At 26.8% G+C, this 22,647-nt stretch carries 24 protein-coding genes, 1 tRNA gene and 1 pseudogene; 11 read left to right on the top strand and 15 right to left on the bottom strand.

The features are described 5' to 3' along the window. Window positions 1-24 precede the first annotated feature (24 nt). Genes H0H66_RS00720 through H0H66_RS00710 form a run of 3 tightly spaced genes read right to left on the bottom strand, consistent with a single transcriptional unit; the run spans window position 25 to window position 2,057 of the window. On the bottom strand, window positions 25-462 hold the full coding sequence (locus H0H66_RS00720; protein WP_185858229.1) for a nucleoside deaminase: 438 nt from the start codon (window positions 460-462) through the stop codon (window positions 25-27). A gap of 24 nt (window positions 463-486) precedes the next feature. Beyond that, window positions 487-1,122 carry a 50S ribosomal protein L25 gene (locus H0H66_RS00715; protein WP_185858078.1) on the bottom strand — a complete coding sequence of 212 codons (636 nt, stop codon included), beginning with the start codon at window positions 1,120-1,122 and terminating at the stop codon, window positions 487-489. Beyond that, a complete protein-coding gene (locus H0H66_RS00710; protein WP_185858077.1) occupies window positions 1,119-2,057 on the bottom strand; it encodes a ribose-phosphate diphosphokinase in 939 nt (312 codons plus the stop codon). The genes H0H66_RS00715 and H0H66_RS00710 overlap by 4 nt, the downstream gene beginning before the upstream one ends. Before the next feature lie 63 nt (window positions 2,058-2,120). Between H0H66_RS00710 and H0H66_RS00705 the strand changes: the two genes are divergently transcribed. After that, window positions 2,121-2,915, top strand: a complete 795-nt coding sequence (locus tag H0H66_RS00705) for a thymidylate synthase (RefSeq protein WP_185858076.1) — start codon at window positions 2,121-2,123, stop codon at window positions 2,913-2,915. Between the two features lie 2 nt (window positions 2,916-2,917). On the opposite strand, the gene thrC is transcribed toward H0H66_RS00705, so the two are convergent. From thrC to thrA, 3 genes are read right to left on the bottom strand one after another with little or no spacing between them, the layout of a single operon-like run. Beyond that, on the bottom strand, window positions 2,918-4,246 hold the full coding sequence (gene thrC / locus H0H66_RS00700) for a threonine synthase (RefSeq protein ID WP_185858075.1): 1,329 nt from the start codon (window positions 4,244-4,246) through the stop codon (window positions 2,918-2,920). 12 nt (window positions 4,247-4,258) lie between these two features. After that, the gene (locus tag H0H66_RS00695; protein ID WP_185858074.1) at window positions 4,259-5,209 is read right to left on the bottom strand and encodes a homoserine kinase; all 951 of its coding nucleotides are present in this window, start codon (window positions 5,207-5,209) and stop codon (window positions 4,259-4,261) included. A 5-nt stretch (window positions 5,210-5,214) separates the two neighbouring features. Further along, window positions 5,215-7,662 (bottom strand): bifunctional aspartate kinase/homoserine dehydrogenase I, encoded by a 2,448-nt coding sequence (gene thrA / locus H0H66_RS00690; RefSeq protein WP_185858073.1) that lies wholly within the window; start codon window positions 7,660-7,662, stop codon window positions 5,215-5,217. A 295-nt stretch (window positions 7,663-7,957) separates the two neighbouring features. Between thrA and H0H66_RS00685 the strand changes: the two genes are divergently transcribed. Next, complete coding sequence (locus H0H66_RS00685; RefSeq protein ID WP_185858072.1) at window positions 7,958-8,587, top strand: urease subunit gamma; 630 nt, start codon at window positions 7,958-7,960, stop codon at window positions 8,585-8,587. Then, window positions 8,584-10,290: an urease subunit alpha gene (ureC, locus tag H0H66_RS00680; protein WP_202983788.1), complete on the top strand. Its 1,707-nt coding sequence runs from the start codon at window positions 8,584-8,586 to the stop codon at window positions 10,288-10,290. The genes H0H66_RS00685 and ureC overlap by 4 nt, the downstream gene beginning before the upstream one ends. Before the next feature lie 7 nt (window positions 10,291-10,297). Here the strand turns inward: ureC and H0H66_RS00675 are convergent. Together H0H66_RS00675 and H0H66_RS00670 are read right to left on the bottom strand one after the other, a co-directional pair. Next, window positions 10,298-10,380, bottom strand: a tRNA-Leu gene (locus H0H66_RS00675). 24 nt (window positions 10,381-10,404) lie between these two features. After that, a pseudogene (locus H0H66_RS00670) lies at window positions 10,405-10,832 on the bottom strand (deoxycytidylate deaminase). Between the two features lie 13 nt (window positions 10,833-10,845). Between H0H66_RS00670 and H0H66_RS00665 the strand changes: the two are divergent. Further along, window positions 10,846-11,649, top strand: a complete 804-nt coding sequence (locus tag H0H66_RS00665; protein WP_185858071.1) for an RNA methyltransferase — start codon at window positions 10,846-10,848, stop codon at window positions 11,647-11,649. 1 nt (window position 11,650) lies between these two features. On the opposite strand, the gene H0H66_RS00660 is transcribed toward H0H66_RS00665, so the two are convergent. Then, the gene (locus tag H0H66_RS00660) at window positions 11,651-12,133 is read right to left on the bottom strand and encodes a ribonuclease HI (RefSeq protein WP_185858070.1); all 483 of its coding nucleotides are present in this window, start codon (window positions 12,131-12,133) and stop codon (window positions 11,651-11,653) included. 15 nt (window positions 12,134-12,148) lie between these two features. After that, on the bottom strand, window positions 12,149-12,910 hold the full coding sequence (locus tag H0H66_RS00655; RefSeq protein ID WP_185858069.1) for a lysophospholipid acyltransferase family protein: 762 nt from the start codon (window positions 12,908-12,910) through the stop codon (window positions 12,149-12,151). A 166-nt stretch (window positions 12,911-13,076) separates the two neighbouring features. On the opposite strand from H0H66_RS00655, the gene fbp reads away from it, so the two are divergent. Genes fbp through H0H66_RS03135 form a run of 3 tightly spaced genes read left to right on the top strand, consistent with a single transcriptional unit; the run spans window position 13,077 to window position 14,444 of the window. Continuing rightward, a complete protein-coding gene (fbp, locus tag H0H66_RS00650) occupies window positions 13,077-14,078 on the top strand; it encodes a class 1 fructose-bisphosphatase (protein ID WP_185858068.1) in 1,002 nt (333 codons plus the stop codon). A 13-nt stretch (window positions 14,079-14,091) separates the two neighbouring features. Beyond that, window positions 14,092-14,244, top strand: a complete 153-nt coding sequence (locus tag H0H66_RS03090; protein ID WP_238785060.1) for a hypothetical protein — start codon at window positions 14,092-14,094, stop codon at window positions 14,242-14,244. Next, window positions 14,178-14,444, top strand: coding sequence for a ribonuclease P protein component (locus H0H66_RS03135; protein WP_394366941.1), 267 nt, complete (start codon window positions 14,178-14,180; stop codon window positions 14,442-14,444). Before H0H66_RS03090 ends, H0H66_RS03135 begins: the two co-directional genes overlap by 67 nt. Here H0H66_RS03135 and H0H66_RS00640 read toward each other — a convergent pair. Next, window positions 14,429-15,001: a MarC family protein gene (locus H0H66_RS00640; RefSeq protein WP_185858066.1), complete on the bottom strand. Its 573-nt coding sequence runs from the start codon at window positions 14,999-15,001 to the stop codon at window positions 14,429-14,431. The two genes, H0H66_RS03135 and H0H66_RS00640, sit on opposite strands and share 16 nt — an antisense overlap. A gap of 128 nt (window positions 15,002-15,129) precedes the next feature. Further along, complete coding sequence (gene pyrF, locus H0H66_RS00635) at window positions 15,130-16,494, bottom strand: orotidine-5'-phosphate decarboxylase (protein WP_185858065.1); 1,365 nt, start codon at window positions 16,492-16,494, stop codon at window positions 15,130-15,132. A gap of 66 nt (window positions 16,495-16,560) precedes the next feature. On the opposite strand from pyrF, the gene H0H66_RS00630 reads away from it, so the two are divergent. Further along, entirely contained in the window at window positions 16,561-17,502 is a 942-nt protein-coding gene (locus H0H66_RS00630; RefSeq protein ID WP_185858064.1) for a dihydroorotate oxidase, read from the top strand. On the opposite strand, the gene proS is transcribed toward H0H66_RS00630, so the two are convergent. Continuing rightward, window positions 17,496-18,965: a proline--tRNA ligase gene (gene proS, locus H0H66_RS00625; RefSeq protein WP_185858063.1), complete on the bottom strand. Its 1,470-nt coding sequence runs from the start codon at window positions 18,963-18,965 to the stop codon at window positions 17,496-17,498. The two genes, H0H66_RS00630 and proS, sit on opposite strands and share 7 nt — an antisense overlap. Window positions 18,966-19,067: 102 nt before the next feature. Between proS and rpmF the strand changes: the two genes are divergently transcribed. Genes rpmF through accC form a run of 3 tightly spaced genes read left to right on the top strand, consistent with a single transcriptional unit; the run spans window position 19,068 to window position 21,136 of the window. Continuing rightward, on the top strand, window positions 19,068-19,271 hold the full coding sequence (gene rpmF, locus H0H66_RS00620) for a 50S ribosomal protein L32 (protein ID WP_185858062.1): 204 nt from the start codon (window positions 19,068-19,070) through the stop codon (window positions 19,269-19,271). Window positions 19,272-19,291: 20 nt separating this feature from the next. Further along, complete coding sequence (gene accB, locus H0H66_RS00615) at window positions 19,292-19,768, top strand: acetyl-CoA carboxylase biotin carboxyl carrier protein (protein ID WP_185858061.1); 477 nt, start codon at window positions 19,292-19,294, stop codon at window positions 19,766-19,768. Window positions 19,769-19,774: 6 nt separating this feature from the next. Further along, window positions 19,775-21,136 (top strand): acetyl-CoA carboxylase biotin carboxylase subunit, encoded by a 1,362-nt coding sequence (gene accC, locus H0H66_RS00610; protein ID WP_185858060.1) that lies wholly within the window; start codon window positions 19,775-19,777, stop codon window positions 21,134-21,136. Between the two features lie 10 nt (window positions 21,137-21,146). Here accC and prfA read toward each other — a convergent pair whose 3' ends face one another. Beyond that, a complete protein-coding gene (gene prfA, locus H0H66_RS00605) occupies window positions 21,147-22,229 on the bottom strand; it encodes a peptide chain release factor 1 (protein WP_185858059.1) in 1,083 nt (360 codons plus the stop codon). A 28-nt stretch (window positions 22,230-22,257) separates the two neighbouring features. Then, window positions 22,258-22,491: a DUF4293 family protein gene (locus tag H0H66_RS00600; RefSeq protein WP_238785066.1), complete on the bottom strand. Its 234-nt coding sequence runs from the start codon at window positions 22,489-22,491 to the stop codon at window positions 22,258-22,260. Window positions 22,492-22,647: the final 156 nt, after the last annotated feature.

Here is a 22,647-nt window from a genome sequence, read left to right as displayed (position 1 = left end):
ATGATAAAAAAAAAATAAAAATATTTATATAATTTTTTTAGATTTATGGATTCTTTTATAAAGAAAAAATTTTTCTATAATAGTTTTGCACTGATTTTTCATAATTCCGGATACAAATTCTGTTTTTGGGTGTAATTTAATGCCAGAACAAATGAACCCTCTTTTTGATGGATTGGAAGCTCCACATACCACTCTTCCTATTTGAGACCAAAATAAAGCTCCAGCACACATAACACATGGTTCTAAGGTGACATATAAAGTACATTTCTTGATATATTTTTTTTTCAAAAAACTAGATGCTAAATTAATCGCCAACATTTCTGCATGTGCAGTAATATTACATAAAGTTTCAGTTAAATTATGAGCTTTTGCTATAAGTATATTTTGATATGTCATTGCAGCACCTATAGGAATTTCATTTTTATGAAAAGCAATGAAAGCTTCTTTTAAAGCGACTTCCATAAAATAAAAATCTAAACGCACAATTTATTTGATTTTTTTTTTCTTTTTATCTTCTTTATCTTCTTTTTTCTTTATTTCTTGATTTTCCTCTTCTTTTTGAGTACTTTTAATAATTGTACGAGAGTTTTTGACGGTTGCTATCAGTGTACGAAAAGGATTTAATATCGTGTATTGATCATTATATAAATCTTCTATGGTTATTCTATCACCTATATCTAAAGAATTAACATTTAATTTAATATATTCTGGCATATTATGTGGATATGCTTTTACTTTTAATTTTCGAATAGGAGAATAATATTCTCCTCCTTTTTCTACTCCAATCGGGCGACCAAAAGATTTTATGGGAATTTCTAATATAATAGGTTTGATTGGATCAATTTTGTAAAAATCCACATGTAATATTTTGTTGTTAATAGGATGAAATTGTATTTCTTTTCGAATAGCGTTAATGTTTTGATCATACCCCTCTATTTTAAGAACAATACCATATACTTCTGTAGTATAGACTATTTTTTTTAAACCTTCTAATGAAGTAGAAAACGGAATATTTAAATTTTTTCCATATAAAATACATGGTATTTTTCCAGAAAGTCGAATAGAACGAACTTCTTTTTTTCCAACATTTCTTTTATGACCGGATATATTGATATATTTCATATTATAAATTTTTTACTGATGGATTCATCTTTATGAACCGATTGCATGACTTCCGCAAAAAGTGGAGCACAAGATAAAACTTTAATTTTATCATTTATCTTCATTTGATTTATAGGAATGGTATCTGTAACTACCAACTCTTCAATTTCTGATTGATGTATTTTTTCATATGAATTCCCTGATAAAACGGGATGAGTTGCTATAGCGCGAACACTTTTAGCTCCTTGTTTTTTTATTAAATTAGCCGCTTCTGTTAAAGTTCCTGCAGTATCGACGATATCATCTATAAGTATAATATTTTTGTCTTTTACATTTCCTATAAGATTCATAAATTCTATTTCATTTGCTTTTTTTCTTTCTTTATAACAGATTACTACATCTGTTCCTAAATAACCCGCATAACTTCTAGCTCTTTTTGCTCCTCCCATATCGGGAGAAGCAATCGTTAACTGATCTATATTTAATTTCTTAATATAATTAATAAATATTCTAGATGCATATAAATGATCAACAGGGATATCAAAAAATCCTTGAATTTGATCTGCATGCAAATCCATGGTCATGACTCTAGTCGCTCCTGAAGCAACTATTAAGTTAGCTATAAGTTTTGATGCAATAGGAGTTCTAAGTTTATCTTTATGATCTTGTCTAGCCCATCCAAAATACGGAATTACCAGTGTAATATTATAAGATGAAGCTCTACAAGCAGCATCGCACATTAATAATAATTCCATTAAATTATCTACAGGAGGAAAAGTTGATCCAATTAAAAATACTTGAGATCCACGAACGGATTGTTCAAAACAAGGAATATATTCTCCATCACTAAATTCTAAAAATCGTACTTTACCAAGAAAATTACCATAATAATAAGCTATATTTTTTGATAATTTTAACCCACTTCTTGTAGAAAAGAAGAGAACCTTTTGATTCATAGTTATATTTTTTTTATGCAAAAATACTCTTTAAATTAAAAAAGAAATACATATTATGAGTTTATGAAACAATATTTAAATTTATTAAAAAACGTATTAAAAAAGGGAGTAAAAAGGAAAGATCGTACAGGGGTAGGAACCATAAGTATCTTTGGTTATCAAATGAGATTTAACTTAGAAAAAGGCTTTCCTCTATTAACCACTAAAAAATTAAATATACGATCTATTATTTATGAGCTTTTATGGTTTTTAAAAGGAGATACAAATATTCAATTTTTAACAAATAATAAAGTTAGTATTTGGAATCCATGGGCAGATCATAATGGAGAATTAGGTCCAATATATGGATTTCAATGGAGAAAATGGCCAACATACGATGGACATTTTATTGATCAAATCGTTAATCTTATAAAAGAAATCAAGTTGAATCCTAGTTCTCGACGTTTAATTGTTTCTTCTTGGAATGTAGGAATGATTCAGAATATGGCGTTACCTCCTTGTCATTTATTGTTCCAATTTTACGTATACAAAAAAAAATTATCATTACTTTTATATCAAAGAAGTGCAGATATTTTTATTGGATTACCATTTAATATTGCTTCTTACGCATTGTTACTTTCTATGTTAGGACATATTTTGAATCTAAAAGGAAAAGAACTTATTCACACTATAGGTGATGCTCATATTTACAATAATCATATTAAACAAGTTAAAATACAAATGAAAAGAACTCCAAAACCCCTACCTGAAATGATTATCAATTCTTCTGTTAAAAATATTTTTCAATTTCGTTTTGAAGATTTTGAGTTGAAAAACTATAATCCTTTTCCTCATATTAAGGGAGATGTCGCCATTTAAAATTATTTTATTGATCTATCTAATAACCAAGTTTTGAAAATATTAAAATCATTGGATAATGATATTTTTTTATTTTTATTTTTCGTATTCAAAAATGTTTCTATTTTTTGAGAAGGAGGTACAATTTTTTTTTGTAAAAAAGCTGGCATATGATTTAAAAATTTAATAGGATGAGCTGTTTCTAAAAAAATAGATGGATCTGAAAAATTTTTATTTTCTTGTAAATATTGTCTAAGTCCTAAATACCCAATAGCTCCGTGTGGATCTAACATATATTTATATTTTTTCCATATCATTTTGATAATTGATAAAGTTTCTTCATCCGTAAATTTATAAGAATTTAGTTTTTTTCTTAATTGAAACATATTTTTTTGATATAAATGCCATATTCTAGAAAAATTGCTGGGATCAGATATATCCATAGCATTTGATATAGTTTTTTTGACCGAAATGGGATGGTATTTTTCAGATTTTAAAAATCTAGGTATGGTATCATTACTATTTGTAGAAGCAATAAAAAATTTTATTGGTAACCCCATTCTATTAGCCATCATTCCTGCACAAATATTTCCAAAATTTCCACTAGGAACTGAAAAAATTAATTCGGATGGATTTTTTTCTACAATCATTTTTTTGTAAGCTATAAAATAATAAAACATTTGAGGAAGCCATCTTCCTACATTGATTGAATTAGCAGAAGTTAATGTATATTTTTTTTTCAATTCTTTATCTAAAAAGGCGTGTTTTACCATGTTTTGACAGTCATCAAAATCTCCATCTATTTCTAGAGCTAATATATTATCTCCTAATGAGGTTATTTGTTTTTCCTGTATAGGACTGATTCCATTATATGGATATAAAATAATAACTTCTATTCCAGGTTTTTGATGAAATCCTTTAGCAACGGCACCTCCGGTATCTCCTGAAGTTGCCACTAAAACTGTAATACTTTTTCCTAATTTGTCAGAAAAAAAGCTTAAACATCCGGCCATGAATTTAGCTCCTACATCTTTAAAAGCCAAAGTGGGACCATGAAAAAGTTCTAATACGTGAATATTGTCATGTATTTTTTTCAATGGAAAAGGGAAATTTAAAGTATCATGAATTATATCATCAATAAATTTTTCGGGTATATATTTTCCAATATAAGGTTTGATAACAAACATAGCAATCGTATAAATATCATAAATCGAAAGTTGATGAATAAATTTATGTTCTAATTTAGGAATACATTCAGGCATATATAAACCTCCATCAGGTGATAAACCAGTTAAAACCGCATCTTCGAACGAAACTAAATTTTGATAATTTTTTAAACTGTGGTATAACATATTCATATAATTTTATGATAATTGAATCCATTTGATTCCTTTTTGATTAATAGGAGATGTATAAGTTTTATAATCAACTTTTAACGGAGAATATACTCGATTCATAATTTCAGTAACTTTTTTTGCCGTTTGGTTCCCTTTGCTTAACATAAAAACAGAAGGTCCAGAACCAGAAATTCCTCCACCTAAAGCTCCTATTTCTTTACATTTGATTTTTAATTCATAAAAAGCTGGAATTAGCATAGCTCGTATAGGTTCTACAATAACATCTTCTAAGGATCTACTTATTAATTCATAATTTTCTTGATATAAACCAGCAATTAATGCTCCTACATTTCCCCACTGTTTAATTGCGTCTGTCATGAGTATTTTTTGTTTTAATATTTCTCTAGCATCTGATGTTTTGACCTCAATTTGGGGGTGTATAATACTTATCCACAATTCATTAGGTGTATGCAACCTAGTAATATCCAATGGTTGATAGCTTCTGACTAATGTTACTCCACCCATAATAGCGGGAGCTACATTATCAGCATGAGCTGTTCCACTCGCTATACGTTCTCCTTCCATGGCAAAACGGATTAATTGTATCGTATTAAAAGGGTTTCCTAATAAAATATTAGCTCCATAAACAATACCAGCTGCGCTAGCTGCACTAGATCCTATTCCACTTCCAGGATGAATATTTTTAATTAATTCTATTTCAAATCCTATTTTTGTTTCATCAAATCTTTGTTTTTGTTTATATTTTTTCAATAAAGATTGTAAAGCAACAAAAGCGACGTTTTTTCTAGGATCATGAGGCAACGGGGATCCATATATTTTATTAATTCTTATTCCTGGATTGTTGGATTTATATAAAAAAATTTCATCTTTAGGAAAATCTAAAGCCAATCCAATAACATCAAAACCACAAGCTAAATTAGCTACAGTTGCTGGTGAAAATATTTTAATTCCCTTCATGATTTTTATTTAGTAGCTTTAATAATATCTGAAAAAACTCCAGATGCAGTAACTTCTGCTCCAGCCCCTGCTCCTTTTATGATAAGAGGCTGTTCAGAATAACGATATGTATTATATAAAACCATATTATCTTTTCCTTCTAATTGAAAAAATGGATGTATTTCTGATACAGATTCTAAACCAACAGAAGCCTCTCCATTTTCATAACGTGCAATAAAACGTAAACGTTTTTTATTTTTTTCTGCTTCATTTCTAATTTTAAAAAAATAATCTTGGTATTTGTGTAGTTCTTGATAAAAATTATTTATAGAAGTCGAACTGGAACAAGTTTTGGGAAGAAAAGATTTTTGATGAATATCAGTTAATTCTAATGGAGAACCGCATTCTCTCGCTAAAATTAGTATTTTTCGCATGACGTCTAATCCACTTAAATCGATTCTCGGATCAGGTTCAGTATATCCTTGATTTTGTGCATTTTTTACCACTTCTAAAAAAGATTTTTCTCCTATGAAGTGATTAAATATAAAATTTAAACTTCCTGATAAAACAGCTTCTATCTTATTAATTTTATCTCCACTATTAATCAGATCATTAAGTGTACTAATAACTGGAAGACTTGCTCCTACATTTGTTTCGAACAAAAATGGAGCTTTAAAATGTCTAGAAAGCGTTTTTAATCTTTTATAATGATCATAATCGGAAGAACAAGCGATTTTATTACAAGTAATAACACCTATTCCATTTTTTAAAAATTTGTCATAAGTCATAGCCATTTCTTCACTAGCTGTATTATCCACAAACAAACTATTTCTTAGATTAAATTTCCATACTTTTTCCATAAAGGAATATATATTCATATGAATGCTTTTTTGGTTTATATATTTTTCCCAATCATTTAAATTAATTCCATGATTATTGAAATACATTTTTTTACTATTAGCTAAACCAATGACTCGAACTTGAAGCTTTAATTCTTCCAATAAGTAATTTTGTTGTTGATCTATTTGTTCAAGCAATTTGCTTCCTACTTTTCCGACTCCACAAATAAAAAGATTGATTTGTTTTGGTGGACTTTCAAAAAAAGCTTCATGTAAAGTATTTAAAGCCTTTTTAAAATCAGTTTTTCTAATAACGGCTGATATATTTTTTTCAGTAGATCCTTGTGCAATAGCTCTCACATTAATGCTATTTCTTCCTAAAGCCGAAAACATTTTTCCACTAGTTCCATGAAGATTTTTCATGTTATCTCCTACAACAGCAATAATACAAAGATCTTTCTCTATTCTTAATGGATCAATACGTCTTTGATGTATTTCTTGAGAAAATTCGCTATCTATAACTGCTTTTGCTTTTATGACATCCGTTTCATGAATTCCTGTGGTTATTGAATGTTCTGAAGAACTTTGAGTTATAAATATAACATTTATTTTTTCACGTGATAACGCTTCAAATAGACGTTTAGAATATCCAGGAATTCCTACCATTCCACTTCCTTCCAGAGTAAGCAATGCCATATTTTGAATTCCGGATATTCCGGTTACAGGTTGACTAATATTTGTATTTTTATTAATATAAATCAAAGTTCCAGTATCTAAGGGAGAAAAAGTATTTTTAATTTGTATAGGAATATGTTTTTTCATAGCAGGTTGAATAGTAGGAGGATAAATAACTTTTGCTCCAAAATGAGATAATTCCATTGCTTCCTCATAAGAAATTTCTTTTATAGGAAAAGCTTGATTTACTATTTTTGGATTTGCTGTCATCATTCCACTTACATCTGTCCAAATTTCAAGTAAACTAGCAGAAACAGCCGCAGCTAAAATAGATGCAGTATAATCAGAACCTCCTCTACCAAGGGTTGTTGTTTCATTTTCTAACGTAGAACCTATAAATCCTGGTAAAACGATATATTCTGATGTTTTTTCACGAAAAAATTGAATAATATGGTGATTACTTGTTATAAAATCTACTTGTGCACATCCAAATTGAGAATCTGTAATAATTAAATCTCTGCTATCTTTACAAATTGCGTCTAATCCGGTTTGTTTTAATTTTTCTGCAATAAGAAAAGAAGAACTCAATTCTCCAAAACTCATGATTTTATCTAAAGAACGTTTTGAAAGTTCTTCAACTTGAAAAATTCCATCACATAAACTTTCTAAATCATTTATATTTTTTTTTATCCAACTGATTAAATGACTTTGATAGGTAATAGGAAACAATTCTCTTATAATATTCAGATGTCGAATCTCGATTTCTTCTAATATATTTTTATAAATGTTTCTTCTTTCAGAAGCGAGTAGACCACATTGTATTAATTGATCCGTAATATTTCCTAATGCAGATACAACAATAGCATATCTTCCTTTTGGTTTTTTTTCTAATAAAGAACAAATACATTTTATAGCATCAGAATGAGCTACAGAACTTCCCCCAAATTTTAAAACTTGCATTTTTAATTATTTTAAAAACTTTCCCATTATTAAAGATCTTCACAAAAATAATGATAATTTATGGAGGTATGTTTTTTTATTTTTTTTTTTGATTGATATTGAAAATTTTTTTTGAATATATAACTGAATTTTTTTATAAAATTTATTATGATCATATTTTTATGACATCTGATCAAAGAATCTAAAAACGATTCTGTTTATCTTTCATTATTATAATATTTCATAACTTTAAACTTATATAACTGTTGTTTGTTGCAACGAATATTATGTTTATGAATAAAATTAAAGAAAACGTATGCATTTAACTTCTTATGAAAAGGAAAAAATTCTTCTTCACATGGCTGGAGAATTAGCAAAAAAACGATTAAAAAGAGGACTAAAATTAAATTATCCTGAATCTTTAGCTTTAATTACTCATTATGTAATGGAAGGAGCTCGTGATGGAAAAACTGTAAAAGATCTCATGGATGAAGCAGGAAATATTCTGAACGATGAACAAGTTATGGATGGAGTGTATGAATTACTTAATAATGTTCAAGTTGAAGCAACTTTTCCTGATGGAACAAAGTTGGTTACCATACATCATCCTATCAAAAAAAATAGAAAACAAAATTCAAATCTAATTCCAGGACAATATGATCTTTTAAAAGAAGATATTGTATTGTTACCTGGAAGATCTCGTATAGAAAGAATCGTTTCCAATACAGGGACACGTCCTATTCAAGTTGGATCTCATTTCCATTTTTATGAAACAAATTCTGCTCTTCTTTTTGAAAGAGAAGGAACTAAAGGATATAGATTGGATATTCCTTCTGGAAGGTCTGTACGTTTTGAACCAGGAGAAACAAAAGAAATTATGTTAGTGGAGATTGGAGGAAGTAAAAAAATTTATGGATTTTCAGGAAAGGAAAATACAACTATATGAAAAAAATAGATAGAGAATCTTATGCAAGTATGTATGGACCCACTAAAGGGGATAAAATTCGCTTAGGAGATACATCTTTATGGATTGAAATAGAAAAAGACTATACCATTTATGGAGATGAATGTGTTTTTGGAGGAGGAAAAGTTATTAGAGATGGAATGGGACAACATCCATTTGCTACAAGAGATGAAGGTGTTTTAGATTTAGTATTAACTAATGCTATTATTATAGATTATTGGGGAATTGTAAAAGCGGATATTGGAATAAAAAATGGAATCATTGTTGGTATAGGAAAGGCTGGAAATCCATATTTTATGGACGGTATTACTCCTAATATGTATATTGGTGCAGGAACTGAAGTCATTTCTTCAGAAAATATGATAGTGACAGCTGGAAGTGTAGATAGTCATGTTCATTATATATGTCCACAATTATTTGAAGTTGCATTAGAAAGTGGAACCACCACTATTATTGGTGGAGGATCAGGTCCCGCTACTGGAACTATAGCTACAAATTGTACTTCAGGGGTATGGAATATTCAAAGAATGTTAAAAAGTACAGATCATATTCCCATTAATTTTATTTTTCTTGCAAGTGGAAATAGTTCTCGTCCTGAAGCTTTAATTGAACAAATCAAAGCCGGTGCAGGTGGATTAAAAATACATGAAGATTGGGGAAGTACTTTACATGTTATTGATCAATGTTTAAATGTAGCAGAAAAATTGGATGTACAAGTAAACATACATACAGATTCTCTAAATGAATCAGGTTATGTAGAAGATACTTTAAAAATATTCAAAAATAGAACCATTCACACTTATCATACAGAAGGAGCCGGAGGTGGACATGCTCCTGATTTATTGAAAGTGATTTCGTATTCTAATATTTTACCTTCATCCACAAGTCCTACTATGCCTTATACTTGTAACACTATAGATGAACATTTAGACATGTTAATGATATGTCATCATTTAGATTCTAACTTACCAGAAGATATTGCTTTTGCTAAATCGCGTATCAGATCTGAGACTATTAGTGCAGAAGGTGTTTTACATGATATGGGGGCTATTAGTATGACGAGTTCAGATTCTCAAGCAATGGGAAGAATAGGTGAAATAGTGAAAAGAACATGGCAAACTGCTGATAAAATGAAAAAACAAAGAGGATCTCTTCATGAGGATCATACAAAAAATGATAATTTTAGAGTTAAAAGATACATTTCCAAATATACTATTAATCCTGCTATTACTCATGGTATATCTGAATATGTTGGATCAATTCATATTGGAAAAATGGCCGATTTAATATTATGGAAACCTTCTTTTTTTGGAGTAAAACCTGAATTAGTTATAAAAAGTGGAATGATTGTATATGCTAGTATGGGAGATCCTAATGCAACAATTCCTACACCTCAACCATTTATGTATCGAAAAATGTTTGGGTATTTTGAGCCAAAATTAAGTAGTATTTTTGTATCCGTCAATGCCATTAATTATGGTTTTTTTGAAAAAAATGAAATCAAAAAACAAATCAAAATCATAAAAGGATGTCGTACTTTATCCAAAAAGCATATGATATTAAATGGAGAATCTCCCAATTTAGAAGTGGATCCAAAAACTTATAACGTTTATATAAATGAAGAAAAAATAATTTCCCGTCCTTCTCATGTTTTACCTCTTTCTCAAAGATATTTTTTATTCTAAAAAAAGATACCCAGGGCGGGATTTGAACCCGCATGATATAAAATCACTGGATTTTGAGTCCAGCGCGTCTACCTATTTCGCCACCTGGGTTTAATATGTTTATTATATTTAATTTTAATGAACTAAAATAAGTTTTTTGATTTCTATTTGAAATTTTTTAAAAAAAATTAATCTTTCATCATTGGTGGAATGTAAGTAAATAACTCTTTTAATATGAGATAAATAAATTAATTTACAACATTCTTTACATGGAAAATGAGTGATATATATAGAAGCTCCTTCACAGGATAAAGAAGAAGAAGACATTTTTAATATGGCATTTGCTTCTGCATGTATAACATACCATTTTGTATTTCCATCGTGATCTTCACAAAGATTACTTAATCCATTTGGAGTGTGGTTATATCCATCAGATAAAATATGATTATTTTTAACTATAACAGCTCCTACTTTTTTTTTTTACAAAAAGATAATTTTGAACATTCAATCGCCCTATTCATATATATCATATCATCGTATTTTTTATAAATTTTATAAATCATTATACAAGTCAATATGAAAAAGATATACAGTGTTCAAAATACAAAAATTAAAGATTTAATAAAAGTTTATCAAAAAAAAAATTCATATAATTTTTTTGTTGTTGAAGGAGTAAAAGAATTTGAAATGGCTATAAAAGGTAATTATTTTCCAACAAGAATATTCATATGCAAAAAAATATTTTATAAATATAATATGATTCAGTCATTTGATTCTATCACCTTTATTATTAGTATGAAAATTTTTAAAAAATTAGCGTATAGAGAAAATTCAGGTGGAATCATTGCTTTATTTAAAGAGAAAAAATATATGAATCAACTGAAAAATATAGAAATTTCCAATCATAATTTTTCTTTAACACTTATTCTAGATGGGATAGAAAAACCTGGAAATATAGGAGCCATGTTAAGAATAGCTGATGCTGTAGATATTAATTTTATTATCTTTTGTAATATGAAAACTTATATGTATAATTCTAATATTATCAGATGTAGTTTAGGAAGTCTTTTCACAAGAAATATCTTTATGGAAAAAATAGAATCAATCATATATTGGTTACAAAAAAATAAAATACAAATTATAACAACAGGATTTTATAAACATAAAAAAGCAATAAATTTATATCAAACTAAATTTGATCATAATAATATAGCTATTGTTTTGGGTTCTGAAAATAAGGGAGTATCCAATATTTGGTTAAAAAAAGCTAATAAAATCATAACTATTCCTATGTTCGGAAATATAGATTCATTAAATGTTAGCAACGCTATGTCTATAATCATATATGAAATTATTAGACAAAAAAATTATGCGATATAATTCATCGTATTTTTTTTTCTCTTTCATATACGTAATCTATTTTTAGATTTTCTTTTTTGGAAGCTTCTACAGATAATCGATCACAATAATCATTGATATAATGGTGATTATGGCTTTTTATCCAAAAAAATACAACAAAATGTTTATCAAATAAATTGATAAATTTTTTCCATAAATCTACATTTTTCTTTTTGTGAAAATTATCTTTTTTCCATTTATCAATCCATTTATTTTGGACAGTATTTACGATATATTTTGAGTCAGTAAAAACAATAATATTTTGCTTTTTATTTTCTATTTTTTCCAATCCCACTATTACTGATAATAGTTCCATTCTATTATTAGTTGTATAACGATACCCTTCTGATATTATTTTTCTATTATAATAATGACCCAAAAATGTTTCTATAAAAACACCATATCCTCCTGGACCAGGATTTCCTTTTGATGAACCATCAGTATAAATATGAATTTTTTTATTCACAAATTATTCATATAATTAACGATTTTTTTTTTCACGTTCAAATTTTTCTAATTGATATTTGATTAAATCGAAACATTTTTTTTTCAAGTTATTCTTATCTTTCAAGGATAAATTTTTTGTTGATATAGAATGATGTTGTTTTATTCTAATTTTCCCCGGTCCTCCTTTTAGGATGTAAAAACTGGGAAATTTTGTTTTTATATCGGCTATAGTAAAAGGAACAATCGGAATTTTTTTGAAAATAGCAACAAAAAACGCTCCACTTTTAAAGTGATCCAATAAAATATAAGGTTTAGGAACTCTACCTTCTGGAAAAATACAAACACTTTTTCCAGAATCCACTTTATCTTCTATTTTTTTAAATACTTGGATACAACTTGATAAGTTTTGTCTATCAATTAAAATATTACTTTTTTTGTAAACAAATCCAAAAAAGGGAAGTTTAGCTAATTCTGCTTTCCCCACAAATACCAAAGGATGGTTTCTCATCAAAGAATATATTAACATAATATCCATAATCGAACTATGATTACTAATAATTACGTATTGTTGATTTTTATCTAATATCTCTTGATCGTTTTCTAACGCATACCAAAAGCCCATAAGAAAAAGATTACTTCTAGCCCACATTTGATGAAACCAATAAGCAATGGGATAATGTTTATCCTTGAAAAGAAATGGAATAGAAGCTCCTGCCCATAATGGAATCAAAAATATATTGATAAGAAAAAACCACATACGCCATAAAAATATTAATGGGATTTGAATAATTCTCATTCATATATAAATATAAAATTAATAGAAATATATAAAATTCGTAATTACTTTAGAAAAGTAATCTATTTTATTTTTGATAAAAATTCAAATATGATAATAGAATTTTTTAAAAAAAATCTGATCTTTATAATAAAAGGATTTACGTATATCCGTATAGATAGATACAATGTATACATTAGGAGAATTTATTATAGAAAATAGAGATCGTTTTTCATATTCTACCGAAGGATTATTACGATTATTTAGCTCTATAAAATTAGCTTCTAAGGCAATTCATAAAGAAGTAAACAAAGCAGGATTAACAGAAAAAATTATAGGAAGTTCTGGAATCACTAACGTTCAAGGAGAAAATCAACAAAAATTGGATGATTTTGCTCATAGAGCTTTCATTGAATCTTTTAAAAGTAGAAATATTGTTTGTGGAATTGCCTCTGAAGAGAGTAAAGATTTTATAGTCATAAAAGGAAAAAAAGAAAATGTTTCTCATAATCAATACATTGTTTTAATAGATCCACTTGATGGTTCTTCTAATATAGATGTCAACGTTTCTATTGGAACTATATTTTCTGTATATATGAGAAAATCCTCTATTCGAGTAAATTTAACAATAGAAGATTTTTTACAAAAAGGAAATCAACAAATTCTTGCAGGATATGTTATTTATGGATCTTCTACAATATTGGTATATAGTACAGGAAATGGAGTCAATGGATTTACTTTAGATCCTTCAGTTGGAACATTTTATTTATCTCATTCTAATCTTCGTTTTCCTAAAATAGAAAAAATTTATTCTATTAATGAAGGAAATTATGCTAAATTTCCTAATGGAATTAGGAAATTTATTAGATATTGTCAAGAAAAAAAAGATAACCGTCCTTATACAGCCAGATATATTGGATCTTTAGTGGGAGATTTTCATAGAAATATGATTCAAGGAGGAATATATATTTACCCTAAAACAGCTTCTTCTCCAGAAGGAAAATTAAGATTACTTTATGAATGTAATCCTATGGCTTTTTTAGCAGAACAAGCTGGAGGAAAAGCTTCTGATGGAAAAAAACGGATTCTAGATATAGAACCTATTAAATTACATCAAAGAACTCCATTTATTTGTGGGCCTGTCGGAATGGTTTCTAAATTAGAAGAGTTTATGATAGATTGTGAATAATTTATAATTGAAAATGCAGTTTCAAAAACAAATTTTTTTTGAAAAAATCATAAAAAATGGAAAATATTTATTTTCATATCCTGTTTTATGTGTTTTTTTATTAGAAACCGAAAAACAAAATTTATCAATAAACCTTGTTGGAACTTTAGTCAAAAAAAAAATTTAAAAAAATCAGTTCACAGGAATAGAATAAAACGTTTATTAAAAGCTTCTTTTATTTTGAATAAATACATTTTAGAAAAAAATATGATAAAAAGTTGTTATATAATTTTTATTTATAAAGCTTTTTATTTACCTAAATTTAAAGATGTAAATGAATCTATTATAAGTATTCTCAATAAAATAAATCATTATTGGAATAATTGATTGGCATTAGCTCCAAAAATTTTCACTGCAAAAGCTAATAAAATAATTCCAAATATTTTTTTTAAAATATCCAATCCATTATTTCCTATTTTTTCGGCTATAAAATCACATTTATCTATTACAAAATAGACGACTATCATATTTAAAATAAGAGATAACAGAATAATATTTACATCATAAGTTGCTCTTAATGAAATTAAAGTAGTTAAAGATCCAGGACCAGCTATAAGTGGAAAAGCTATTGGAACAATAGAAGTTTGAGCATTTTCCGTTGTTTTATGAAGATCTATTCCTAATATCATTTCTAATCCAATTAAAAATAACACTATAGATCCTGCTACAGAAAAAGAATGGACATCAATTCCAATGATTTTAAGCATAGGTTGTCCTAAAAAAAGAAAAGATAAAAATATTACAAGAGAAGTAATTATAACTTTTTTAGTTTCTATAATGTTTCCCTTTGATTTAAATCCCATAATTATAGGAGCATTACCTAATATGTCTATAATACTAAAAAGTATCATAAAACAACTAATTAATGAATTTATCCATTCCATACTCAAAATTTATGAATTTTACCTCGTTTATAATATTGAAACAATTTTAAATTGTGAATTACAAAATATAACATTAATTTTTTTAAAAAAAAACTCATATCATATACATATAAATGTAATAGTATAATTCATAATCCATTTTCATAAGCTTTCCATCCTGCATTTCTATATTCTTCTGCGGCTATTTTGGGATTCAAAGATTGATATATAGCTTTTCCCACAATAATAAAATCACTTTCATTTTTTTCAAAAGCTTGTACAGGGTGTATGTATCTATTTCCTATGTTATTATCATTTTGATAAAAATGAATACCAGGTGTAAATAATAATAATCTATTATCTACTTTTCTTTGTGCTACAGTTCCAATAACTTTGGGGTTTTCTAAAGAAATATTAATAGCTTTTTTTATGTAATTGTCATCAGATAATCTTCCATAAGAAGACATTTCAGATATTGTAATCAATCCCATATGATGTGGAATATTCAAGTTTCGTATACTCATACCACCAGCAATGACATGCACTGTAATAATATCTGCCCAAGAAGATATTTTGTGTATTCCATAATGTAATTGAAGACAATTAGTAGGACCAACATCACATAATTTTCTATCTTCAAATAATAGAAATTTTTTTTCTATAGAAATTTTTTTAAGAGAATTAATAAATGAATATGAAAAATCATTTATAATATCTACATGAAGTTTTAATCCACAAATTCTATCTCCAATTAAATTGACTAATTTTAAAATATTTTTAGTATGTACTAAATCCGCAGAAACTATTAAATTTGTTTTTTTTTTCAACGTAATCTCTATAAGTTTTTTTCCTATAGGATGAGAAATTATTTCTTTTTTTTCTTCGTAAGAGATTCTTTTGTTTTGAAAATATCTTATATTTTTTTTTTTTAAAAAAAATTGAATCATATGTATTTCTTTTTTTTTTAAAAAATGTTTTTTTTTTAAAAGTTTGAAAACTTCTCCAATCCTAAATAAAGTTCGTATATCATATCCTTTTTCTTTTATATTTTCAATTCCTCCTTGTTCTCTATCAAGAATAGACATAATATTTCTAATGATTAATCCTTCTTTTTCAATATCAATTATAGTTTTAAGTAAACTATCACCACTTGTGATAACATCTTCTATAATCAAGCAATTTTGTCCTGCTTTATATATTCCTTCAATCATTCGTTCTGTTCCATACCCTTTATTTTCTTTTCTTTTAATAATTAGTGGAATTTTAGATCTTAAAGAAAAAGCAGTAGCTATAGGTAAAGCAGCATATGGAACTCCACAGATTAATTCAAAATCAAAAGATGGAACTTCATGAATGAGTAAATCTGATAATTTAATTAGTAAATCCGGTCTAGAAGCTATTGGACGAAAATCTATATATATAGGTGAATTCATTCCACTTTTCAGTGTAAAATTTCCAAATTTTATAATTCCTAAATTATAAATTTCTAAAAAAAATTGTTCTTTTTCTTCCATAAAAAGCTGTTTTGGTAAAGTTAAAAATTTTATACTTGGATATTATTACAATTCATTGATAGTATTATGAAAAAAATAGATACTTCTACAAGTATAAATGGAATAAAACTCCCATTATGTATTATGAACGCTTCAGGAGCCCTTTGTTCTACAAATAAGGAACTATCTAATTTATTAAATAGTTCTTCTGGTGGAGTGGTAACAAAAAGTTGTACATATAAATCAAGAAAAGGAAACGTTTTACCTAGATATTTTGAATGGGATTTAGGAAGCATAAATTCTATGGGATTACCTAATTATGGTATTGATTTTTATCTAAATTTTTTAGAAAAAAAAACAATAGATAAACCTATTTTTCTTTCTATATCTGGATTATCCGAAGAAGAAAATTATTTTTTAATTCAAAAAGCAAACCAATCTTCAAAAGTTACGGCAATAGAACTAAACTTGTCTTGCCCAAATCTTATTGAAAAAGAAAATATGTTAGGTTATGATTTTGATAAAATATCAAATTTCATAGAAAATATATTTAAATTTAATAAAAAACCTTTAGGAATCAAACTTCCTCCTTATTTTCAAGATATACACATCAAAAATGTAGCTTCTATATTAAATCAGTTTCCTATTTTTTTCATTACTTGTATTAATAGTTTACCTAATGGTCTTTTTATTGATACAAATAAAGAGTCTGTAGTAATACGACCAAAAGGAGGTTTTGGAGGGATTGGGGGGGCAATTATCAAACCATTTGCATTAGCTAATATTCACAAATTTTATACTTATCTCCGGAAAGATATTCCTATAATAGGATGTGGAGGAATTTCTTCTGGAAAAGATATTTTTGAACATATATTATGTGGAGCTTCTGCTGTTCAAATTGGAACACAATTTATGAAAGAAGGGGTTTCAATCTTTAAAAGATTAAAAAAAGAATTAATTTTTATTTTAGAAAAAAAAAATTATTCATCTTTAAATAGTTTTAAAGGAAAATTAAAAAATTTTCAATAGGATTTAGAAAAAACAACTCTTTTAAAAGAAAGATTTCCGGAATAAATACATTTTCCCTTTTCATTTTCATTAGACATAGGAATACAACGTATAGTTGCTTCGGTTTCTTCTTGAATTTTTTTACTTGTATTTCTCGTTCCATCCCAATGAGCAAAAATAAAACCTCCTGAATGATTGATTTGATCCTTAAAATCATTGTAATCATCTAATTTAATAATTAATTTTTTAGTTCTTTGAAAAGCTTTTTCATAAATGTTTTTCTGTATTTCATCTAGTAATTTTGGTATTGATTTTTTTAAATTGATCCAAGGTATATACGTTTTTTCATATGTATCTCTTCGAAAAATTTCGACTTTTCCATTTTGAATTTCATTTTTTCCTATACTGATTCGTATGGGAATTCCTTTCATTTCATATTCATGAAATTTCCATCCAGGAGTTAATATATCTCTATTATCATATTTAACTCGAATTTTTTCTTTTTCTAAAATATTTAAAATTTTTTTCGATAATTCATGAATCATAGTGTATTGATTTTTATCAAATATTGGTATGATAATGATTTGTATTGGAGCTATTTTTGGAGGTAAGATTAATCCTTTATCATCAGAATGAGACATGATTAATGCTCCTATTAATCTAGTCGATATCCCCCAAGAAGTGGACCATACATATTCTTTTTTTCCATTATAATTAGTAAATTTTACATTAAAAGCTTTTGAAAAATTTTGTCCTAAAAAATGAGATGTTCCAATTTGTAAAGCTTTTCCGTCTTGCATAAGCGCTTCAATACAATATGTTTTTTCGGATCCATGAAATTTATCCATATATGGTTTAATTCCTCGTAATACAGGAATAGCCATAAATTTTTCTGAAAAATCTGTATATATATTCAATATTTTTATAGCTTCTTCTATTGCTTCTTTCTCTGTAGAGTGAGCAGTATGACCTTCTTGCCATAAAAATTCATTGGTTCTAATAAATAAACGAGTTCTCATTTCCCATCTTATTGCATTTCCCCATTGATTTAACAAAATAGGTAAATCTCTATAAGACTGAATCCAATGTTTATAAGTTTTCCATATAATACTTTCTGAAGTGGGTCTTATAACTAGCTCTTCTTGCAACTTAGATTCAGGATCAATGATAAGTTTTTCTTGACTTTTATTTTTTTTTAATCTAGAATGTGTAACAACTGCACATCCTTCAGAAAAAATATCAGTGTGTTCTTTTTCTTTTGAAAAATAAGATTTTGGAATAAGTAAAGGAAAATAAGCATTTTGATGTCCAGTGGATTTGAACATTTTATCTAGTATTATTTTCATTCTATCCCATAAAGAATATCCATATGGTTTGATAATCATAAAACCACGTATTCCTGAAAATTCGGCTAAACCGGATTTTACAACAATTTCATTGTACCATTTTGAATAATTTTCATGACGTTTAGTTAATTGGCTCATAAAACATAATAAATAATTTGATTTGATTGAAAGATATATAAAAAATTATTTAACACATTTAATTTTATTTCTAAATTAGTAATTTATTAAATATAAAAATTTATGGCTCATCCTAAAAGAAGACAATCTAAATCTAGAAAAAATAAAAGAAGAAGTCATTTGAAAATAAAAGAACCTTTATTAAAAAAATGTGTTTTAACAAATCAAAAACATTTGTATCATCATGCACATTGGCATGAAAATAAACTATATTATAGAGGAAAAGTGTTATATCTTAAACAAGATAAAGAAGGAAAAGAATCCTGATCATAAAATTATTGTAAATTATGGATTTTAAAAAAATTAAATCCTTGATTCAGTTGATTTCGGATTATAATATGGATGAAATAAGGATAAAAATAGAAAATACTGAAATTTATATAAAAAACAGAGTATGGATACAAAATGAAAAACGTTTATGGAAATCTGTTCGTTCACCTAAAATATCTTCATCATCTTCTATTTCTGATTTTTCTGATAAATTCTATTATAATAAAACGGATACAGAAAATCATAATCAATATTTAACCATAAAATCTCCTATGATAGGAACATTTTACAGAAAACCTCATCCCAATCAAAAACCTTTTGTAAAAATAGGAGATAAGATAAAAATAGGAATGAAAGTTTGTGTGATAGAGGCGATGAAACTATTTAATGATATTGAATCTGAAATAGATGGTAAACTAATTAAAGTTTTAGTGGAAGATGCTTCTCCTGTTGATTATGATCAACCTTTATTTCTGTTAGATCCTAATTGTTAAATTATTATGTTTAAAAAAATATTAATAGCTAATCGTGGAGAAATAGCTTTACGAATTATAAGGACAGCTAAAGAAATGGGGATTAAAACCGTAGCTGTTTACTCTACAGCAGACAAACATAGTCTTCATGTTTATTTTGCGGATGAAGCTGTATGTATAGGTCCTCCTCCTTCATATCAATCTTATTTAAATATTCCAAATTTAATTTCTGCGGCAGAAATTACAAATGCAGATGCCATTCATCCTGGATATGGGTTTTTATCTGAAAATGCATATTTTTCTTCTGTTTGCGATAAACATGGTATCAAGTTTATTGGAGCTAAACCTCATCATATGATTCAAATGGGTAATAAAATTTTAGCTAAAAAAACCATGAAAAAAGTTGGAATTTCTTGTTTACCTGGATCTGATTGTTTTGTTGAATCGTATTCTAAAAAAATAGAAGAAATAGCAGATAAAATAGGATATCCTATTATTATCAAAGCAGTATCTGGAGGTGGAGGAAAAGGAATACGATCTGTTTTAAATAAAAAAAATTTTAAAAATTCTTGGGAATCTGCTAAAAAAGAAGCTTGGTCTTGTTTTGGAAAAAAAGATATGTATATAGAAAAATTAATCCTAAATCCAAGACATATTGAAATTCAAATTATAGGAGATAAATATGGAAAAGCATGTCACTTGTCAGAAAGAGATTGTTCTATTCAAAGAAGAAATCAAAAATTAGTGGAAGAAGCTCCTTCTCCATTTTTAACTCCACATCTTAGGAAAAAAATGGGAGAAGAAGCAGTCAAAGCGGCTGAATATATTCATTATGAAGGAGTAGGGACTATAGAATTTTTGGTGGATAAAAATAAGAATTTTTATTTTATGGAAATGAATCCCAGGATACAAGTAGAACACACCATTACCGAAGAAATAACAGGTTTAGACTTAATTCAAGAACAAATATCTATAGCTTATGGAAAAAAACTTTCTAGACAAAAAAATTATTATCCCAAAATGTATTCAATAGAATGTAGAATTAATGCAGAAGAACCGTATCAAAATTTCCGTCCAGTTCCTGGAAAAATAACTCAAATGCATTTACCTGGAGGAAAAGGCGTACGTATTGATACACATATTTATGCAGGATATTTTATTCCACATTATTATGATTCCATGATAGCTAAAATTATTACCACGGCAAAAACTAGAAAAGAAACCATTGAAAAAATGCGTCGTTCTTTAGATGAATTTGTAATAGAAGGGATACAGACAACTCTTCCTTTTCTTAGAAAAGTTATACAACATAATGATTTTTTAAAAGGAAATTATAATACAAATTTTTTAGATAATCAAAATTTAGATTTTTTATTCTCATCAAAATAAAAACTAAAATTTATTTTTTTTCAAAAAATTTTAATAGGTTAATCATTTCTTGAATATCTCCATTCATAAATCCTATTAGATTATAAATAGATTTATGGATTCTGTGATCTGTAACTCTGTTTTTAGGATAATTATAGGTTCTAATTTTTACGGAACGATCCCCTGTAGAAACTAAAGATTTTCTTTTTATAGATATTTTTGCTAATCTTTTTTCTTTTTCATTTTGATAAATACGTGATCGTAAAATAATCATTGCTTTTTCAAAATTTTTATGTTGAGAGCGTTCTTCTTGACATTCTACTGTAATTTGACTTGGAATATGAGTTAATCTTACGGCAGATTCTGTTTTATTTACATGTTGACCTCCGGATCCACTAGATCTAAAAGTATCTTTTTTTATATCAGATAAATTAATGTTTACTTCTATATCTTTTACTTTAGGAAAAACAGCAACGGTTATAGCCGATGTGTGTACTCTTCCTTGAGATTCTGTTTTTGGAACCCTTTGTACTCTGTGTACTCCAGATTCAAATTTTAAGTTACCATAAACACCTTTTTCTCCATTGACCTCTAGAATAATTTCTTTGTATCCTTTTATTCCTCCTTTTTGAGCATATATAATTTTATATTTCCAACCTAATTTTTTAAAATACATAGTGTACATTCTTAATATATCTTCAACAAAAAGACACGCTTCATCTCCTCCTGTTCCAGAACGTATTTCCACGATAGCTTCTTTTCTATAATCTTCTTCCATGACATGTTCTTCTTTTGAAAAAAAAACAAGTTGATATAATTTTTTCTCAATTGAAGATAAATTTTCTAAAATATTGTATTTTTCTATTTTAGCAAATTCCTTCATTTCTATATCTAAATCATTTTCTAAAATAAAGTTTATTTCTTTCAGATAAACTAATTTTTTGTTGTATTCTTCATAAGAAGAAACTATTTTTTTTAATTTTTTGTATTTTTCTAATAATATTTTGTATTTTTTTGAATTGGATATAATATCGGGTTGTGTAATTGATTTAGAAATTTCCAAAAAATTTTTTTTGGAAATTTCTAACTTATGAATTAATGAAATTTTTTTCATTTTTTTAATAAAATTATGAGAATAAAATTCATCGTATGCGACTTATAGAATCGATTAATTCGATATCCTTTTTTATGGCTTTGTTTGTCAGATACAAAAAATATATACATAATATAAAAAAAATGAGGATGATTAGTGTATATCTATTTAATTGATATAATGATAATAAAAAAATCAGTAGATGAATACTATTAGTAAGTATATTAATTTTATTAAAAAATATTTGTAATTTTTTTTTATTAAAAAGGAAAAGATTTAAAATAGATAAAAATAAACATANTATATGAAAACAGAATAAATAAAAACAGAAATAAGTAAGTATAATGTTTGTATTCTATATAACATAATAATATAATTTTTTGTAATTTTTGTTTTTTATTGAAAGTTCAAATTAATTTTTTGTATAATTGTATTTATC

The sequence above is a fragment of the Blattabacterium cuenoti genome, assembly GCF_014251595.1.
GTDB classification, from domain to species: Bacteria; Bacteroidota; Bacteroidia; order Flavobacteriales; family Blattabacteriaceae; genus Blattabacterium; species Blattabacterium cuenoti_Q.
This window is presented reverse-complemented; position numbering and strand designations above follow the sequence as displayed.

Excerpts from the sequence above, each read along its gene's own strand:
- accC (WP_185858060.1), top strand. The coding sequence starts at position 19,775 with ATGTTTAAAAAAATATTAATAGCTAATCGTGGAGAAATAGCTTTACGA.
- rpmF (WP_185858062.1), top strand. The coding sequence starts at position 19,068 with ATGGCTCATCCTAAAAGAAGACAATCTAAATCTAGAAAAAATAAAAGA.
- H0H66_RS00720 (WP_185858229.1), bottom strand. The coding sequence starts at position 462 with ATGGAAGTCGCTTTAAAAGAAGCTTTCATTGCTTTTCATAAAAATGAA.
- H0H66_RS00705 (WP_185858076.1), top strand. The coding sequence starts at position 2,121 with ATGAAACAATATTTAAATTTATTAAAAAACGTATTAAAAAAGGGAGTA.
- pyrF (WP_185858065.1), bottom strand. The coding sequence starts at position 16,494 with ATGGAAGAAAAAGAACAATTTTTTTTAGAAATTTATAATTTAGGAATT.
- prfA (WP_185858059.1), bottom strand. The coding sequence starts at position 22,229 with ATGAAAAAAATTTCATTAATTCATAAGTTAGAAATTTCCAAAAAAAAT.
- H0H66_RS00655 (WP_185858069.1), bottom strand. The coding sequence starts at position 12,910 with ATGAGAATTATTCAAATCCCATTAATATTTTTATGGCGTATGTGGTTT.
- accB (WP_185858061.1), top strand. The coding sequence starts at position 19,292 with ATGGATTTTAAAAAAATTAAATCCTTGATTCAGTTGATTTCGGATTAT.
- H0H66_RS00710 (WP_185858077.1), bottom strand. The coding sequence starts at position 2,057 with ATGAATCAAAAGGTTCTCTTCTTTTCTACAAGAAGTGGGTTAAAATTA.
- H0H66_RS00715 (WP_185858078.1), bottom strand. The coding sequence starts at position 1,122 with ATGAAATATATCAATATATCCGGTCATAAAAGAAATGTTGGAAAAAAA.
- H0H66_RS00665 (WP_185858071.1), top strand. The coding sequence starts at position 10,846 with ATGAAAAAGATATACAGTGTTCAAAATACAAAAATTAAAGATTTAATA.
- thrC (WP_185858075.1), bottom strand. The coding sequence starts at position 4,246 with ATGTTATACCACAGTTTAAAAAATTATCAAAATTTAGTTTCGTTCGAA.
- H0H66_RS00685 (WP_185858072.1), top strand. The coding sequence starts at position 7,958 with ATGCATTTAACTTCTTATGAAAAGGAAAAAATTCTTCTTCACATGGCT.
- H0H66_RS00630 (WP_185858064.1), top strand. The coding sequence starts at position 16,561 with ATGAAAAAAATAGATACTTCTACAAGTATAAATGGAATAAAACTCCCA.
- proS (WP_185858063.1), bottom strand. The coding sequence starts at position 18,965 with ATGAGCCAATTAACTAAACGTCATGAAAATTATTCAAAATGGTACAAT.
- fbp (WP_185858068.1), top strand. The coding sequence starts at position 13,077 with ATGTATACATTAGGAGAATTTATTATAGAAAATAGAGATCGTTTTTCA.
- thrA (WP_185858073.1), bottom strand. The coding sequence starts at position 7,662 with ATGCAAGTTTTAAAATTTGGGGGAAGTTCTGTAGCTCATTCTGATGCT.
- ureC (WP_202983788.1), top strand. The coding sequence starts at position 8,584 with ATGAAAAAAATAGATAGAGAATCTTATGCAAGTATGTATGGACCCACT.
- H0H66_RS00640 (WP_185858066.1), bottom strand. The coding sequence starts at position 15,001 with ATGGAATGGATAAATTCATTAATTAGTTGTTTTATGATACTTTTTAGT.
- H0H66_RS03090 (WP_238785060.1), top strand. The coding sequence starts at position 14,092 with ATGCAGTTTCAAAAACAAATTTTTTTTGAAAAAATCATAAAAAATGGA.
- H0H66_RS00695 (WP_185858074.1), bottom strand. The coding sequence starts at position 5,209 with ATGAAGGGAATTAAAATATTTTCACCAGCAACTGTAGCTAATTTAGCT.